Raw genomic sequence first — 15,719 nt, forward strand, 5'->3', positions numbered from 1 at the left:
ACTCATGTCACGGTCGTGGCCCCATCCCGGCGAAGAGGGCGTCGAGAGTTCGATCGACATAGTCGTGGGTCAACGGCTCCTGCGTGATCAGCAGGCGGAAGTACAGCGGGCCGGACAGAATCGCCATCGCCAGGTCCAGGTCGAAGTCGGGCGACAGTTGGCCCTTCTCCCGCGCCGTCCTCAGGCGCGCGACGGTCTTGTCCGCCTGGGGAGCGATGAACCGCTCATTGAGCGCGCCGGCCACGCCGGGGTCGTGCTGGGCCTCGCCGACCAGGGCCCGGAAGAGGGGGCCGAACTGTGCCCCGGCCAGGAGGTCGACGGCCCCGTAGATCTGCTCGCGCAGGTCTGCGATGACATCACCCGTGTCGGCGTAGTCCAGGACGGACTCACTGCGCGTGAGCAGCGCGTCGAGCAGCAGGGCGCCCTTGGACCGCCATCGGCGGTAGACGGTGTGCTTGCCGACGCCGGCCCGGGTGGCGATCGCCTCGATGCTGAGTTTGGTGTAGCCGAGTTCCTGCCCCAGTTCCAGCGTGGTCCGCATGATGGCTTCGGTCAGATCGGGGCCGCTGCGCCGGGCGTTGGTCATCTCTCCACAGTAGCGGCACGGCACGTGCCGTTCTTGACAGGGTTCGACGATCCCGGCACGCTGCTGGCACACCGGCACGGCACGTGCCGTGCCTTCAGAGGGGTGGGTGTGTGGACGCTGACGTGATCCGCCCGGACGCCCACATCGCCTGGGCCGCGCCCGTCGGCGCATCCTCTGACACCGCGGTACCCGCGCTGCGGCAGGCCCTCTCCACCTGCTTCGGAGACCCACGGCCGGACGAGGGGCCGCACCGCCGGCCGGCGACCGACCACGTACCGACCGACCGCCTACCGACCACCCGCACACGATGAGGACGTTCGCCGTGCCCGTTCCCGCAGACCCCACGACGCTCCACCCGATGCCCGACCAGCCACGGGTGGTGCTGCTCAAGCCGTTGGTCACGTCCCCGCTGATCGAAGTCGGGGAGTACTCCTACTACGACGACCCCGATGACGCGACCGCGTTCGAGACCCGCAACGTGCTGTACCACTACGGGCCGGAACGGCTTGTCATAGGCAAGTTCTGCGCGCTGGGCACGGGGGTGCGGTTCCTCATGAACGGCGCCAACCACCGCATGGACGGCCCCTCGACCTTTCCCTTCCCCACCATGGGCGGCTCCTGGAGCGACCACTTCGACCTGCTCACCGGCCTGCCCGACCGCGGGGACACCGTCGTCGGCAACGACGTCTGGTTCGGCCACAGCACGACCGTCATGCCCGGCGTACGCATCGGACACGGAGCGATCATCGCGAGCGGCTCCGTGGTCACCAAGGACGTCCCCGACTACGGCATCGTCGGGGGCAATCCGGCCCGTCTTCTGCGCACCCGATACAGCGACGCGGACGTCGCCCGGCTGCTCGCACTGGCCTGGTGGGACTGGCCCCCGGAGCACCTCAGCGAGCACGTACGGACCCTCATGGCCGGCAGTGTCGATCAACTGGAGGACGCGGCTCCCTCCGTCCCGCGCCCGTGATCCACCCGCGCCCACGCGCTCGCCATCACCTCTCGGAAAAGAGCCTCCACCATGCCTGCCGCCACCGACCGAACGCCTTTCACCGACTGGCTCCACGGCCATGCCACCCCGCTCAGCCGCCTCGACCCCGCAGCGGCCCTTGACGACCTGGAGCCACTGCGCGACATCCTCGACGGCGCCCGCGTGGTCGCCCTGGGCGAGCACTCCCACTTCATCGACGAGTTCGCCGCGCTGCGCCGGCGCATCCTGCGGTTCCTCGTCGAACGATGCGGCTTCACCGCCCTGGCCTTCGAGTACGGCTTCTGCGAAGCCCTGCACCTCGACGCCTGGGCCCGAGGCCAGGGAGCGGACGACGACCTCTCCGCACTCCTGGCAACCGCGGTCCCCATCGGACTCCAGGAGCCGTTGCGCTACATCCGCCGGCACAACCGCACGGCCGCAACTCCGGTCCGCTTCGCGGGAATCGACATCCCCGCGGCGGGCGGGTCGCTGCTCCCCGCCCTGGCCCCGGTCGGCGACTACCTCCGCCACGTCGACCCGGAGACCCTGCCGACGCTGGAGAGGGCGACCGTGATCGCCTCGTCCTTCGCCGGTGACTCCGCAGCGGTGGCCGCACCCGCGTGGGCTCGCCTGGCCACCACCGACCAGGACACCCTCAGCGCGCTCCTGGCCCGGCTGCTCATGCGATTCCGTTCCCTGAAACCGCTGTATCTGTCGCGCGGAGACCAGCACGGCTACGACACCGCGCTGCGATGCCTGGAGGCCGCCTGCCACGGCGACTACACGTTCCGTGCCATGGCGGCGCTCTTCACCGGAGACGGCCTCACCGCCGACACCTCCGCCCGCGACCTCTACATGGCGGAATCCCTTCTGTGGCACCTGGACCGACTCGAACCCACGGCCCGCGTCGTGCTGGTGGCCCACAACGCCCACATCCAGAGGACGCCGATCGCCTTCGACGGCCACCTCACGGGTCTCCCCATGGGGCAGCACCTGCACCAGGCCCTCGGTGACGCGTACTTCGCCCTCGGTCTGACCAGCGTCACCGGCCACACCGCCGACATGCGTCGCGACGAGGAGGCTCCTTTCGGGTTCACCGTCCACGACACCCCGCTGGAGCCACCCGTGACGGGGAGCATCGAAGCGGCGTTCGCCGGGACCGGTCTCGGACTCGCCGTCGCTGATCTTCGTCGGGCGCGGGCGGAGAACGTCAGCGGCCCCGACCTCATCCGGATGCAGAACGTCTACCTGCGTACCCCGGTCATCGATGCCTTCGACGGCATCCTCAGCACTCCCACCTCCACCACCACCGACCTGGAGAAGCCATGACCAGCAGGTTCACCGAACTGGTCGTCGACTGCCACGACCCGCAGCGGCTCGCGGCCTTCTGGTGCGAAGTCCTGGACTTCACCGTGCTCGACCGGAGCGAGGACAAGGTCGAGATCGGCTCCTGGGAGCCGACCGTCGAGGCTGTCCGGGCCGGCCAGATGCCGCCCACGGTGGTCTTCATCCGGGTGCCTGAGGGAAAGACCGTGAAGAACCGGCTCCACCTGGACGTCAGCCCCATCGATGCCGGCACCGACGACGAGGTCGCCAGGCTGATCCGCCTCGGCGCCACCACGGTGGACGTGGGCCAGGGCCCTGCCCGGAGCTGGGTCGTCATGGCCGACCCCGAGGGCAACGAGTTCGATGTCCTGCGCACCCTCGCTCCCCCGACCCAGGTCACGCCCACCGCCTAGGAGAACCGGGCCGCCGCGACAACGCAGGTGCAGCGCGGTCGGTCGAACGCGGCGGCCCGGACGGGCGTCAGGGGCGGGGCTTGTGCGCGAAGACCCACCGGTTCCCCTCCAGCGCGTCGTTCGGCTCGGGGAGGGGGCCGCGCCCCCGCAGACGGGTGAAGTCGAAGGGTGTGTGCATCGAGGTCGTCCAGCCCTTGGCCGCCAGGTCGCCCGCGGAGTCGGGGCGCGGCCCCCTGTCGAAGAGGTCCAGCAGATCGATGCCGATCTGTTCCCGCGTCGCCGTGTAGATCGCGCTGTCGCGGTACGCCAGCAAATCCTTCTCCAGCTTGGCCTCGAAGGCCAGGGCGCTCCCCTGGGCGGTGAGCCGGTCCACCGTGTCGACGAGATACGTCTCGGCGGGGCCCGGCAGGTAGAACAGCAGGCCTTCGGCCAGCCATACGCTCGGGACGGCCGGGTCGAAACCGGCACAGGTCAGCGCGGTGACCCAGTCGGCGCGCAGATCGACCGGCACCGGGATCCGCCTCGTCCTCGGGACGGCGGACAGGCCCGTGAGCACCTGGTGTTTGAAGGCCAGCACACCCGCCCTGTCGATCTCGAAGACGACACAGTCGGGCGGCAGGTCCAGCCGGAACGCCCGGGTGTCCAATCCGGCTCCCAGCAGGACCACTTGGCGTACGCCCGTACCGACCGACCCGTGGACGAAGTCGTCGAGGACCCTGGTCCGCAGGCCGAAGTAGCGGGCGAACCTCCCCCACAACGGATTGTCGTCCCCGTCCGGGACCTGCTGGATGTTCACCGGCCAGTCCGCGCAGGCGGGGGCCGCGCGTACGAAGTGTTCCGCGTAGACGTCCCGGGCCAGGCTGTCGCGGCGGTGGGTCTCGATCGCCCGTGCCGCGGCGACCAGGAGGGCGGTCAGTCCCACGCCCGCGTCCACGCCGTCCTCGGCGGTCCGCCGCGTCGCCGTGGTGGTCGTGTCCCCTTCGGTGTGGGCGGAGCGCGCGGACGGGTCGCCGGTGGGGTGGCGGGTGTCGTCGGTGATGGACGTTTCGCTCATCGGTCTCTTCCTTCCGGCAGCAGGACGGGCTTGATCACGCGTCCGGCGTCACAGTCGCGTTCGGCCTCGTTGATGTCGGCCAGCGCATAGGTGCGGATCAATTGGTCGAAGGGGAAGCGGCCGGCCTTCCACAGGCCGATCAGCCGGGGGATCAGCAGCTCGGGGACGGCGTCCCCCTCGCAGATGTGCCGGATGCTGCGACCCCTGTCGAGCGTGCCCGGTTCGAGTGGCAGTGCGGTGTGGAGACGTGCCACGAGACCGAGAGTGCCGGTGGGGCGCAGTGCCTGGAGCGCGTCGTTGATGAGCGGGGCGGAGGCCGTGGTGTCCAGGGCGTACCGCGCACCGCCGTCGGTGTGCCGGCGGATGCGCTCGGCCAGTCCGGCCGTCACGGCGGGCAGCGGGACGGCGCCGAACCGCTCGGCCAGCTCCAGGCGCCCCGGATGCCGGTCGACGGCCACGGTGTGTACGCCGGCGACGGTGGCCGCCATGACCGCGGCCAGGCCCACCGCTCCCGCGCCGAGTACGACGAGGGTGTCACCGGGGCCCGCACGGAACGTGTTCAGCACGGCTCCGGCGCCGGTGAGGACGCCGCAGCCGAGCGGGCCGAGCAGTTCGAGAGGCAGGGCGGGGTCGACCCGGACGGCGTTGCGCGCCGGTACGAGGGCGTATTCGGCGAAGGAGGACTGGCCGAACCACCGGGAGGCCACCGCTCCCCCGCCGGCGTCGGTGAGCCGTGGCGCGTCGTCGGCGCGTCCCCCGTAGAGGTTGAGCGAGGCGAAGGAGTCGCAGTAGGCGGGGGCCGCGCCGCGGCAGTTCCGGCAGTCTCCGCAGGAATCGAAGCTCAGCACGACGTGGTCACCGACGCCGATCGCGCTGTCCGGGCCACCGCCCGACGCCACCACGACTCCGGCGCCCTCGTGGCCGAGGACCGCCGGCAGCGGGGTGCGGCCGGCCGATCGCCGGACCGCGAGATCCGTCCGGCACATTCCGCAGCCCGCGATCCCGACGAGGATCTCACCGGCGGCCGGGCCGGTGCCCAGGACGACCTCCTCGACGGCGAACGGGGTGTCGTACGAGCGCAGTACGGCGGCTCGGAACCTCATTGCTCCTCCTCCCACGGCCGGTGCACGACGAACGGACGGAGGTTGCCGTAGAGGCCCCACGGCCCGCCCGCGACACCGACCCCGCTGTCCTTGACGCCGGCGAAGGGCTGGGCGAGGGAGAGTTCGGCGTGGTGGTTGATCCAGGCCGTGCCGCAGTCGAGCCGGTCGGCTGTCGCCGCGGCCCGGTCGAGATCGGTGCCCCACACGGAACCGCCCAGCCCGAAACCGGTGCCGTTGGCCGCCTCCACGGCGTCGTCGAGGCTTCGGTACGGCAGCACGGGCAGGATCGGTCCGAACTGTTCCTCGGTCACGACCGGGTCGTCGGCAGGGACGTCCGTGAGGATCGTGGGAGCGAAGAAGTAGCCCGGTCCGTCGAGCCGGTGACCACCGGTCGCCGCCCGGGCGCCCGCCGCCAGGGCCCGTTGTGCGACCCGCTCGACCCGGGCCAGCTGGGGGGCGTTGTTGACCGGCCCGAGCCGGGTGTCCGGATCCAGGCCGGGGCCGACGACAACCGTCTTCGCGCGGTGTGCGAGGGCCTCGACCACCTCGGCGTGGAGCCGGGCCGGTGCGTAGACGCGTTTGACGGCCATGCAGACCTGTCCGCAGTTACGGAACGCGGCCCAGAACAGCCGGTCCGCGATGCGGTCCACGTCGACGTCGTCCAGGAGGACGGCCGCGTCGTTACCGCCCAGTTCCAGGGTGACACGGGCGAGGGAGGCCGCCGCCGCCGCGGCGACGGCCCGCCCTGTCGGCACCGAGCCGGTGAAGGTGACATGACGGATACCCGGGTGGGAGACGAGGTGGGCACCAAGGGGTTCCCGGCCGGTGATGACGGTCAGGACACCCTCGGGCAGGGCTGCGGCGAGGACGGCACCGAGCAGTCGGGTGGCGAGGGGGGTGTAGGGGGACGGTTTGAGGACCACGGTGTTGCCGGCCGCGAGCGCGGGCGCGAACTTCGCCGATGCGAGCTGGAGGGGAAAGTTCCACGGCACGATCGCGGCGACGGGTCCGAGAGGGCGCCAGCGGATCTCGCTGTGCACCGGCCGGCCGTCGTCGATCCGGCGGGTGCGGGGGGCCAGAGCGGCGAAGTACCGCAGCCGGGCCGCCGTACGGGCGACCTCGGCGTGCGACTCGGCCAGGGGTTTGCCCTGTTCGCGGGTGAGCAACGGGGCGAGGTCGGCGGCGGCGGCCTCCACGGCGTCGGCGGCTGCGTTCAGCCCGGTGGTGCGGGCGACCGGGTCGGCGCGCCATCCGGCCCACGCGCGCCGGGCCCGGTCGATCGCGTCGTCCAGCTCGTCCGCCTGCTGGTCGGGGGCCTCGCCGAAGGTCTCCCCGGTGGCCGGGTCGATGACGGCGAGGCGTGGGGCACGGTGCCCGGGGGCGGCTTCCGGTGTCGGCATCCTGGTGGTCAGTTCAGGGCCGGGATCTCGGCGGCGTACTCCCGGGCATGCCGGTCCATCTCCGCCCGGAAGGCGGCCACCAGGTCCGGCTGGATGCGTCCGGCATTGCGGTCACCGCCCGAGCAGACCGCTCCCCGCACGCCCACGATGTCGGTGCCGATACGGGTCAGTGGACCGAGGTCGGCCTGCTTGACACTGCCCGCGAGGGCGGCGAGCAGACCGGATGCGTGGGCACGGCCGACGAACTCGGCGCAGACGTCCGGCGGAACGTAGTCGAACAGCCGGGTCCCGTCCTTGATCGCGGTGTCCAGCATGGCCGCGTCGGCCCCGGCGCGGGCTGCGATGTCGGGCAGGGCGAGCGGATTGACGCAGCCGACCCGGTGGGCGTCGGCGTAGCCCGAGGCGACGACGAGTGCGTCCGGGCGGTGGCCCTTCACCGCCCGGACAACCGCCCGCATGACCTCGACGCCCTGCTCGGGGGTCGTGCATCCGTACAGACCCACCTTGATGTACGTGGCGCCGGAGACGGTCGCGCCGAGCGCGGCCTGCGCCACGGTGCCCGGCTTGTAGGGCACGTCGCCCACGGTGGCGGAGACCGGTTTGTCCGCCGGCACCGCGTCGCGGATCTCTCGGATGACCCAAGGGAAGTTGGCGCCGAGAGACCCCTCGTCGGGCTTCTTGACGTCGACGATGTCGAGGTGCTCCGCCGCCTTCGCGCAGGCGAGCGCTTCCTCGATGCCATCCGGGGAGATGAGAAGCAACACCGTGAACTCCTTCCGCCGCGAGTCCGCCGCCCTGGGGACGGGGAACTGCGGATCACCTGGTTCATGTGCGGTGGGCTCATCATTTCCGTCGCCCGTGGGCACCGGTAGGGCGTGCGGACTCACCTGGGTGTCGCGTGTGCACACGCGACCGGCCCCGCGTGCCCCGGCGCGAATCCGAACCTGTCGAGCCGTGCCGGAACCCACCGCACTCAGGGGCGCGCCCCTGCGCGCTCGCGTGCACCGGTGCTTGCGTCCGCCGTATTCACGTTCGGTTAGGCTGGCCTTGCCTGGCGTGGGTGGCGGGCGTGCGGATTCCGGTGCCGCGGGTGGGAACCCGGTGGGCGAACAGGCAGAGGCAGGGCGCAGGTGGGAGACGGTGACCAGGCTCGTGCGCGCAGCGCGCCCGGCGGGCCGGGAACGCTCACGCGGGTGACGCGAGGTGCGGGTTTCGGCCCGGCGCCCGGGACGAGGCATCGTGGATAAGCTCGCGCTCACGGCCGGGACCTTGTACGTCATCGTCCTGCTCCGCGCCGGAGGGACCTTCGCCGTCGGGTGGCTCGCCGGTGCGGGTGCCCGGCGCAGCAGGTTCGCCGAGCGGATCTCCTCGGCGAAGTTCCGGCGTGCCGAGCGAGCGATCCAGCGGTGGGGCGCGCCGGTGGTGGCGGTCTCGTTCCTGACCGTCGGTTTCCAGACCGCCGCCAACTTTCTCGCGGGGAGCATGCGCATGCCGTTGCCGCGCTACCTCCCTGCCCTGTTCCTGGGCGGAGCCGCCTGGGCGCTGATCTACGCGACGGCGGGGCTCGGCGTGCTCGAGGTGCTGGGGAGACTCTTCGCCGAGCGGGCGGCCCTCGGGGGATTCGCCGCGGCCGTCCTCCTGCTCGCGGTGTGCGGGGTGGTGGTGTACCGCAGGAGAAGGGCGGTCACGTCCCCCGGCGACACCGGCGCCGACGAGGCGTGAACCTGTTGCCGGGTGGGGCCCGCTCGGATCAGGGCGTGACGATCGGGAAGTCCTGATCACCCGCGTCGAGCAGGGCGGCGAGCCGGCCGAGCACGGAGGCGTCGCCGTCGACCTGGATGCCCGCCTCCGTGAGACGCTCCGGTGACAGCCCGCCGAGGGCCAGTGCGGGCAGGGCGCGGGCCTCGGTCCGCAGAGTGACGTCCGCGGTCCCCTTCTGTGCCGCCGCGGAGTACGTGAGGACGCCGTTGGCGAGCCGGAGGCGGTACCGCTCGCCGGAGTCGGTGATGTGGACGTCGATGCTGAGCGTCTCCTCCCATGCCTTCGGGCCGTCGATCTGGATCGCGAGAGCGTCGAACAGCATGGGCGGCGTGAGGTTGGCGACGACGTCCGGGGCCGCCGTGACCGTGGGGGTGCCGAACCGGCCCTGACGCAGCTCGGTGGCACCGGACAGATAGAAGTTGCGCCAGGTGCCGTTCTCCGCGCCGTAGCCGAGCTGCTCGTAGGTGTCGGCGAGCAGCTCGCGTGCCGAGGCGTGGTCCGGCCGGGCGAACACGACATGGCTCAGCACTTCGGCGGCCCAGCGGAAGTCCCCCTCGTCGAAGGAGCCGCGCGCCTTGTCGACCACGGCGTCCGCCCCGCCCATGAACGCCACGTACCGCTGGCCGGCCTCGACGGGGGTGTGCTGCCACAGGTGGGCGGGGTTGCCGTCGAACCACCCCATGTAGCGCTGGTAGACGGCTTTGAGGTTGTGGCTCACCGAGCCGTAGTAACCGTGGGTGCTCCACGCGTTCTCCAGCGCGGGCGGCAGCGGGAGGTGCTCGGCGATCTCGGCGCCGGTCCACCCCTTGTTGATCAGGCGCAGTGTCTGGTCGTGCAGGTAGCCGTACAGGTCCCGCTGGGTGCTGAGGTAGCGCACCACGCGGTCCTGGCCCCAGGTGGGCCAGTGGTGCGAGGCGAAGACCACGTCCGTCCTGTCGCCGAACAGGTCGATCGACTCGGTGAGGCAGTGCGACCACGCGTGCGGGTCGCGGACCACCGCGCCGCGCAGGGTCAGCAGGTTGTGCAGCGTGTGTGTGGCGTCCTCGGCCGCGCACAGGGCCCGGAAGTCGGGGAAGTGGATGAGCATCTCCGCCGGCGCCTCCGTGCCGGGCGCCATCTGGAAGATCATGCGGACCCCGTCGACGACCTCCTCCTGGCCCGTCTCCGAGATGTCCACGGTCGGCGGGACGAGGGTGATGGTGCCGGTCGACGTGGTCTGTCCGAGTCCGGCGCCGACCTGGCCCCCCGGGCCACGGGCGAGCGCCGCCCCGTACATGTAGGCGGCCCTTCGCCCCATCGCGGTGCCGGCGTAGACGTTCTCGGACACGGCGTGGTGGATGAATCCCGCAGGGGCGAGGACGGGCACCCGCCCGGCATCGACGTCCTGCTGTGTGGTGACCCCCTTCACGCCGCCGAAGTGGTCGACGTGCGAGTGGGTGTACACGACGCCGGTCACCTGCCGGTCGCCCCGGTGCTCGCGGTAGAGCGCGAGCGCCGCCGCTGCCGTCTCCTGGGACAGCAGCGGGTCGATCACGACGACACCCGCGGACCCTTCGACGAAGGTCACGTTCGACAGGTCGAAGCCCCGAACCTGATAGATCCCCTCGACCACCTCGAACAGCCCTTGTGTGGCCACCAGTCGGGACTGGCGCCACAGACTGGGGTTCGCGGTGTCGGGCGCATCGCCGTCAAGGAACGCATAGGTGTCGTTGTCCCACAGGGTGGTGCCGTCCTCGGCCGTGACGGCGTTCGGCTCGCGCCGTCCGACGAGCCCTCGGCTCGCGTCGTCGAAGTCCTGCCGGTCGGAGAAGGGGAAGCGCCGGCGGATGTCCGCCTGCTGCTGAGCGATGGAGGGCTGGGCCGGCTTCGGCGTCGGAGTCATGGGTCCAGACTGCCCGCTTTCCTGCCGAAGCGCCTCGTATGCCGTACGGGCCATCGGCACCGCTCAGGCGAGGACCTTGGCCTTCGCCCTCTCGTACTCCTCCGCGCTCAGGTCGCCGTTCCGCTTCATCTCGGCGAGCTTGGAGAGCTCCTCCACGTGCTCGCTGCCGCCCGGGCCCGCGGCCTTCTTCACGTACGAACGGAACGCCTTCTCCTGCTCCTTCGCCTCGGTGATGTCACGCTCCCGCATGCTCCGCCCCCGCACCACCAGGTAGAGGAACACGCCGAGGTAGGGCAGGACCAGGACGAGGATCAGCCAGCCCGCCTTGCCCCATCCGCTCAGCGAGTGATCACGGAACAGGTCCGTGATCACCTTGAAGAGCAGAAAGAACCACATCACCCACAGAAAGAAGTACAGCATGGTCAGAAACAGGTTCAGCAGCGGATAGTCGTCCATGCCGTGGTCCTTCCACATCGTTCCGCCTCGCGCGGAACCGGATCCGGATATCCCAGCGATACCGTCCCCGGCAGCCACCGCATCTGGTGCGCGGCCTTCCAGGGCAGCTCGACTTCATCGCTCCGGTACAGTGCGCGCCGGCGATCTCGTTACTTGAGGAGGGGAAGCGTGACCGACACCAGCGAGGCCCGATCCGCGGACGGTGAGGCTCCTGCGGCCCGGCGGAGTCGGCTGAGCCGCCTGATGCGTTACGTCCCGCTGATCGCCCCGGTCCTGCTGTGGGCCGTGCCCTGCTGGGTGCTGCTGCACGCCGGCCAGCACTGGTCGCTTTCCGTGGCGCTGGGCGGCACCGCTCTGTTCGTCCTCGGTCTGGTCGTCATGCCGCTCGCGATGGTGCGCGGCCACGGCCGGCGGCAGCAGGACCGGGCGGCCGTCGTCGGGGACACGCTCCTCGGGGCGAGCTGGGTGCTGTTCACCTGGTCCGTCCTGCTCGGTGCCCTGCTGCGCCCCGCCCTGGCGGTGGCCGACGTGGGCGACGCGCAGAGCCGGGCCCGGATCGTCGGTTACGTGGTCCTCGGCGTGGCCGCCGTACTGCTCGCCTGGGGGTACCACGAGGCCCGCCGGGTGCCACGGGTGCGCCGACTCGACGTACAACTCCCGCGCCTGGGAGCCGGATTGGACGGGACCCGCGTCGCCCTCATCACCGACACCCACTACGGCCCCCTCGACCGCGCCCGCTGGTCGGAGCGGGTCTGCGAGACGGTGAACACCCTGGAGGCCGACCTGGTCTGCCACACCGGTGACATCGCGGACGGCACGGCCGAACGCCGTCGCGCCCAGGCCGCCCCGCTGGGCACCGTGCGGGCGACCCGGGCGCGGGTCTACGTCACCGGGAACCACGAGTACTACAGCGAGGCCCAGGGCTGGGTCGACCTGATGGACGAGCTCGGCTGGGAGCCGCTGCGCAACCGTCACCTGCTGATCGAACGCGGCGGCGACACCCTGGTCGTCGCGGGCGTGGACGACGTCACCGCCGAGTCCTCCGGACTGGCCGGCCACCGCGCCCACCTTGCCGGAGCCCTGGAAGGCGCCGACCCCGACCTGCCCGTCCTGCTCCTGGCCCACCAGCCCAAGTTCGTCGACCGGGCGGCGGCGGGCGGCGTCGACCTCCAGCTGTCGGGCCACACCCACGGCGGCCAGATCTGGCCGTTCCACCACCTCGTCCGCATCGACCAGCCCGTCGTCGCGGGCCTGAGCCGCCACGGCGCCCGCACACTCCTCTACACCAGCCGCGGCACCGGCTTCTGGGGGCCGCCGTTCCGCGTCTTCGCCCCCAGCGAGATCACGCTGCTCGTACTCCGTTCCTCGCAGCAGGCGCCCGCGCGGCCCTGACGAAACGGGCCCGGCTTCAGGGCGTGCCGCGTCCCGGGCGCTCGGGGCGCGGCACGGCCGGCAGGGGCGGGGAGAGCAGGGGTTCGAGCAGCTCGGTGAGCTGCCCGCGCCGCTCCGGATCCAGTCGGCCGGTGGCCGGCGCGAGGGCCTCCCGCGCTTCCTCGTACAGGCGCTGGGTGAGGTCACGTCCGGCGTCGGTGATCAGGACGACGACGGCCCGTTTGTCGTCGGGGCTGGTACCGCGCGCCAGCAGGCCACGCCGTTCGGCGCGGGCGATGAGGCCGGACAGGGTCGACTTGTCCAGGCCCAGGAACGCCGCGAGGTCACTCATGCGGGGGCGCCGGTCGCGCACGATGCCGAGCACACGCAGCTGGGTGAGGGACAGGTCGTGCTCGGCGCCGATACGGGTGAGCACACCCATGACCTGGAAGGCGCTGCGGACCAGGCCGTCGATCAGGTGGTCCGTGGAGTCTTCGTCCGGGGCGTCGTCGGGAGCCATGAGGAGCACCCTACTTGACATTGTTTGTATTACCAACAACTCTGATAGTGATTTGTAATGCAAACCATCCCAGGGAGTCCCTCATGCATGCTGCGGTCATCACGGCGTACGACGCTCCGCCCGCCTACGGCGAGCACCCCGAACCGGTGGCCCGGGGCGAGCACGAAAGGGTCGTGGACGTCCTCGCGGCGGGCCTGCACCACCTGACCCGGTCCAAGGCGAACGGCAGCCACTACTCCGCCACCGGCGTCTTCCCGCTGGTGCCCGGCGTCGACGGTGTCGTACGCGACGCCTCGGGGCGCCTGCGTTACGCGGTCCTGGACGACACGGATCTCGGCACCTTCGCCGAGCGCACGGTGATCGACGTACGCCGGAGCGTCGTCCTGCCCGACGATGTGGATCCCGTACGGATCGCCGCGGCGATGAACCCGGGCATGTCCTCCTGGGTCGCGCTGCGGCGCCGCATCGGCTTCCGCGCGGGGCAGCGGGTCCTCGTCCTGGGCGCCACCGGCAGCGCCGGACGCATGGCGGTCCAGGTCGCCAAGCGGTTCGGCGCCGCCCAGGTGTTCGCCGTCGGCCGCGACACCACCCGCCTCGCGGCGCTGCCCGGCCTCGGCGCGGACCGGGCGCTGACCTTCGACGAGATCGCCGCCGCGGCGGACGTCGATGTCGTCCTCGACTTCGTGTGGGGCGCTCCCGCCGCCGATGCCATGCTCCCGATGCTCACCGCCCGGGCCGACCGCTCCGTCCCGCTCACCTGGATCCAGATCGGCTCCATGGCGGGCGCGTCCGCCCCCATCCCTTCCGCGGCACTGCGTGCGGCCCAGCTGCAGATCGTGGGCAGCGGCATCGGCTCCGTCTCCCCCCGCGACTTCATCGCCGAACTGCCCGAACTGGCGCGCGCGGTGACCGAGGGCGCCCTCGACGTCCAGGCCCGGGCCGTGCCGCTGGCCCGAATCGCTCAGGCGTGGTCGGAGGGGACCGGCGGCGAGCGCCTGGTCTTCGTCCCCTGACCCCCGGCCGGCCTGCCCTCTCAGGTGTTCCGGCGGGCTGTCACCGAGGCCCGCCTTCTCCGGGCCACCGATCCGGCAACGAGCCGTGATCGGAGAGGAGTTGTGTCCCTATGACGTCCAGGAGCGCCAGCCGTTCGGCGTCCTCCGTACCGGGCTGGGCCGTGTAGACCATGATGCGCAGGTCGCTGCCGGTGACCCTGAGGACGTCGCAGTCCAGGGTCAGCGCCCCGACGTCGGGATGGTCGATGGTCTTGCGGGCGGCCCGGTGCTCGCCGACAGCGCCCGATTCCCACAGGGTGTCGAAGTGGGCGCTGTGGGCGCGCAGTTCGCCGATGAGCGAGCGGAGGTTCGGGTCGTCGGGGTAGCGGCCGGCGGTGCGGCGCAGGTCGGCGACCTGTGCGGCCTGGAGTCCGCCCCTGGACTCCGGGGTGTGGCGTACGCGGCTGCGCGGGTCCAGGAAGTTGCGCCGGACCGCGTTGAGGTCGTCGCCGTGCCACTCCCCCATGAGCGCGGTGTACAAGGGGTTGGCGAGCAGTTGGGTCCAGGCGGCGTCGAAGACGGCCACGGGCGTGCCGGTCAGGCGGTCCAGCATGCGGTGGACGCCGGGGGTGATGTGCTGGGGGATCGTGCCCGGGCCCGGCAGGGCGAGGCCGGCCAGGTGGAAGAGGTGGGCGCGCTCCTCCTGGGTGAGTCGCAGGGCGCGGGCCAGGGCTTCGACGACCTGGGGCGAGGGGTGGGTGGCGCGGCCCTGTTCCAGCCGGACGATGTAGTCGGCTGAGATGCCGGCCAGCTGGGACAGTTCCTCGCGGCGCAGGCCGGCGGCGCGTCTGCGCGCGCCCACGGGCAGGCCGACGACCTGGGCCGGGGTGCGATCCCGCCAGTGGCGCAGGGCCGTGCCGAGTTCCGTGGTCGCCATGCCGTCGATTGTGGCAAGCGCGGCGGTGCTCTGTCCTGGTACCACCGTTCCCAGGACAGCGGGTCTGCTGGCTGACCAGGCGTTTCCCGCCGACCATGGGCATGTGCCGTCGCAGTGTCGCCCGGGCACTCAGGCCGGCACCCGAAAGGAACGACCCCCATGAGCAAGCTCGCCCTCATCACCGGCGCCACCTCCGGCATCGGCAGGGCCTTCGCCGACCGCCTCGCCGCCGACGGATACGACCTGATCGTCGTCGGCCGCCGCGCGGACCGCCTCGAGGAATTCGCCGCCACCCACCCGGACGTCGGGGTCCGGGTCGTCGCCGCCGATCTCTCCACCGACGCCGGCATCGACACCGTGGCCGGCATCTGTGCCGCCGAGCCGCTGACCATGCTGGTCAACAACGCCGGCGTCGCCCACTACATGCCCTTGGCCGAACTGCCCGCCGACAAGGCCCGTGAGATCGTCCACGTCAAGGTGCTCGCCCCCACCCTGCTCACCCGCGCCGTCGTCGCCGGCATGCAGGAGCGCGGCGAAGGAAAGATCATCAACGTGGCCGGAATGATCGCTTTCAGCGGTCCCGCCGACACGTCCGTCATGCCCCGCCGCGCCGTGTACGCCGGCTCGCTGGCCCACCTCGTCGCCATGTCCCAGACACTCGGCGCCGAGCTGGAGGGGACGGGCGTCCAGGTCCAGGTGCTGTGCCCCGGCGTCGTCGCCACCGAATTCCACGAGCGTCAGGGCCTCGACATGAGCGTGGTGCCGCGCATGAGCGCCGAGGACGTCGTCACCGCCGGGCTGCGCGGCCTCGAACTGGGTGAGGTCGTCTGCGCCCCCGGCGTCGAGGACGCCCACCTCCTCGACGCCGTCTCCCGGGCCGACCTGGCCGCCTTCGGCGCGCAGAGCCCCGAGCTCGCCTCCCGCTACCGGGCCGGCTGAGCCGGG

General features: G+C 71.6%; 16 protein-coding genes and 1 pseudogene. 8 read left to right on the plus strand and 9 right to left on the minus strand.

Annotation, left to right across the window (positions count from 1 at the left end; translation table 11 throughout):
* Positions 1-7: 7 nt before the first annotated feature.
* Positions 8-586, minus strand: coding sequence for a TetR/AcrR family transcriptional regulator (locus ACZ607_RS05360; protein WP_469731978.1), 579 nt, complete (start codon positions 584-586; stop codon positions 8-10).
* Positions 587-618: 32 nt separating this feature from the next.
* On the opposite strand from ACZ607_RS05360, the pseudogene ACZ607_RS05365 reads away from it, so the two are divergent.
* From ACZ607_RS05365 to ACZ607_RS05380, 4 genes and pseudogenes are all read left to right on the plus strand, one after another.
* Positions 619-897: pseudogene (locus ACZ607_RS05365) on the plus strand (aromatic-ring hydroxylase C-terminal domain-containing protein); the annotation flags it as partial.
* An 11-nt stretch (positions 898-908) separates the two neighbouring features.
* The gene (locus ACZ607_RS05370; RefSeq protein WP_469731979.1) at positions 909-1,559 is read left to right on the plus strand and encodes a CatB-related O-acetyltransferase; all 651 of its coding nucleotides are present in this window, start codon (positions 909-911) and stop codon (positions 1,557-1,559) included.
* A 51-nt stretch (positions 1,560-1,610) separates the two neighbouring features.
* Positions 1,611-2,888 (plus strand): erythromycin esterase family protein, encoded by a 1,278-nt coding sequence (locus tag ACZ607_RS05375; RefSeq protein WP_469731980.1) that lies wholly within the window; start codon positions 1,611-1,613, stop codon positions 2,886-2,888.
* On the plus strand, positions 2,885-3,298 hold the full coding sequence (locus ACZ607_RS05380) for a VOC family protein (RefSeq protein ID WP_469731981.1): 414 nt from the start codon (positions 2,885-2,887) through the stop codon (positions 3,296-3,298). Before ACZ607_RS05375 ends, ACZ607_RS05380 begins: the two co-directional genes overlap by 4 nt.
* 67 nt (positions 3,299-3,365) lie before the next feature.
* Here the strand turns inward: ACZ607_RS05380 and ACZ607_RS05385 are convergent, their stop codons facing one another.
* From ACZ607_RS05385 to ACZ607_RS05400, 4 genes are read right to left on the minus strand one after another with little or no spacing between them, the layout of a single operon-like run.
* Positions 3,366-4,352, minus strand: coding sequence for a class I SAM-dependent methyltransferase (locus ACZ607_RS05385; protein ID WP_469731983.1), 987 nt, complete (start codon positions 4,350-4,352; stop codon positions 3,366-3,368).
* Positions 4,349-5,455, minus strand: a complete 1,107-nt coding sequence (locus tag ACZ607_RS05390; RefSeq protein ID WP_469731984.1) for an NAD(P)-dependent alcohol dehydrogenase — start codon at positions 5,453-5,455, stop codon at positions 4,349-4,351. Before ACZ607_RS05390 ends, ACZ607_RS05385 begins: the two co-directional genes overlap by 4 nt.
* Positions 5,452-6,855: an aldehyde dehydrogenase family protein gene (locus ACZ607_RS05395; RefSeq protein WP_469731986.1), complete on the minus strand. Its 1,404-nt coding sequence runs from the start codon at positions 6,853-6,855 to the stop codon at positions 5,452-5,454. Before ACZ607_RS05395 ends, ACZ607_RS05390 begins: the two co-directional genes overlap by 4 nt.
* Before the next feature lie 8 nt (positions 6,856-6,863).
* A complete protein-coding gene (locus tag ACZ607_RS05400) occupies positions 6,864-7,619 on the minus strand; it encodes a (5-formylfuran-3-yl)methyl phosphate synthase (protein ID WP_469731988.1) in 756 nt (251 codons plus the stop codon).
* Between the two features lie 475 nt (positions 7,620-8,094).
* Between ACZ607_RS05400 and ACZ607_RS05405 the strand changes: the two genes are divergently transcribed.
* On the plus strand, positions 8,095-8,577 hold the full coding sequence (locus tag ACZ607_RS05405; RefSeq protein ID WP_469731990.1) for a DedA family protein: 483 nt from the start codon (positions 8,095-8,097) through the stop codon (positions 8,575-8,577).
* A 28-nt stretch (positions 8,578-8,605) separates the two neighbouring features.
* Here the strand turns inward: ACZ607_RS05405 and ACZ607_RS05410 are convergent, their stop codons facing one another.
* Positions 8,606-10,498, minus strand: a complete 1,893-nt coding sequence (locus ACZ607_RS05410) for an alkyl/aryl-sulfatase (protein ID WP_469731992.1) — start codon at positions 10,496-10,498, stop codon at positions 8,606-8,608.
* A 63-nt stretch (positions 10,499-10,561) separates the two neighbouring features.
* Complete coding sequence (locus ACZ607_RS05415) at positions 10,562-10,954, minus strand: SHOCT domain-containing protein (RefSeq protein WP_469731994.1); 393 nt, start codon at positions 10,952-10,954, stop codon at positions 10,562-10,564.
* A gap of 168 nt (positions 10,955-11,122) precedes the next feature.
* Here ACZ607_RS05415 and ACZ607_RS05420 point away from each other — a divergent pair, with 168 nt between their 5' ends.
* Positions 11,123-12,346: a metallophosphoesterase gene (locus ACZ607_RS05420; RefSeq protein ID WP_469731995.1), complete on the plus strand. Its 1,224-nt coding sequence runs from the start codon at positions 11,123-11,125 to the stop codon at positions 12,344-12,346.
* A gap of 16 nt (positions 12,347-12,362) precedes the next feature.
* On the opposite strand, the gene ACZ607_RS05425 is transcribed toward ACZ607_RS05420, so the two are convergent.
* On the minus strand, positions 12,363-12,845 hold the full coding sequence (locus ACZ607_RS05425; RefSeq protein ID WP_469731997.1) for a MarR family winged helix-turn-helix transcriptional regulator: 483 nt from the start codon (positions 12,843-12,845) through the stop codon (positions 12,363-12,365).
* 83 nt (positions 12,846-12,928) lie between these two features.
* Between ACZ607_RS05425 and ACZ607_RS05430 the strand changes: the two genes are divergently transcribed.
* A complete protein-coding gene (locus tag ACZ607_RS05430) occupies positions 12,929-13,858 on the plus strand; it encodes a quinone oxidoreductase family protein (protein WP_469731999.1) in 930 nt (309 codons plus the stop codon).
* A gap of 40 nt (positions 13,859-13,898) precedes the next feature.
* Here the strand turns inward: ACZ607_RS05430 and ACZ607_RS05435 are convergent, their stop codons facing one another.
* Positions 13,899-14,774 (minus strand): helix-turn-helix transcriptional regulator, encoded by an 876-nt coding sequence (locus ACZ607_RS05435; protein WP_469732001.1) that lies wholly within the window; start codon positions 14,772-14,774, stop codon positions 13,899-13,901.
* A gap of 159 nt (positions 14,775-14,933) precedes the next feature.
* Between ACZ607_RS05435 and ACZ607_RS05440 the strand changes: the two genes are divergently transcribed.
* A complete protein-coding gene (locus ACZ607_RS05440; RefSeq protein WP_469732003.1) occupies positions 14,934-15,713 on the plus strand; it encodes an SDR family NAD(P)-dependent oxidoreductase in 780 nt (259 codons plus the stop codon).
* Positions 15,714-15,719: the final 6 nt, after the last annotated feature.

This window comes from Streptomyces sp. NPDC104381 (assembly GCF_055583745.1).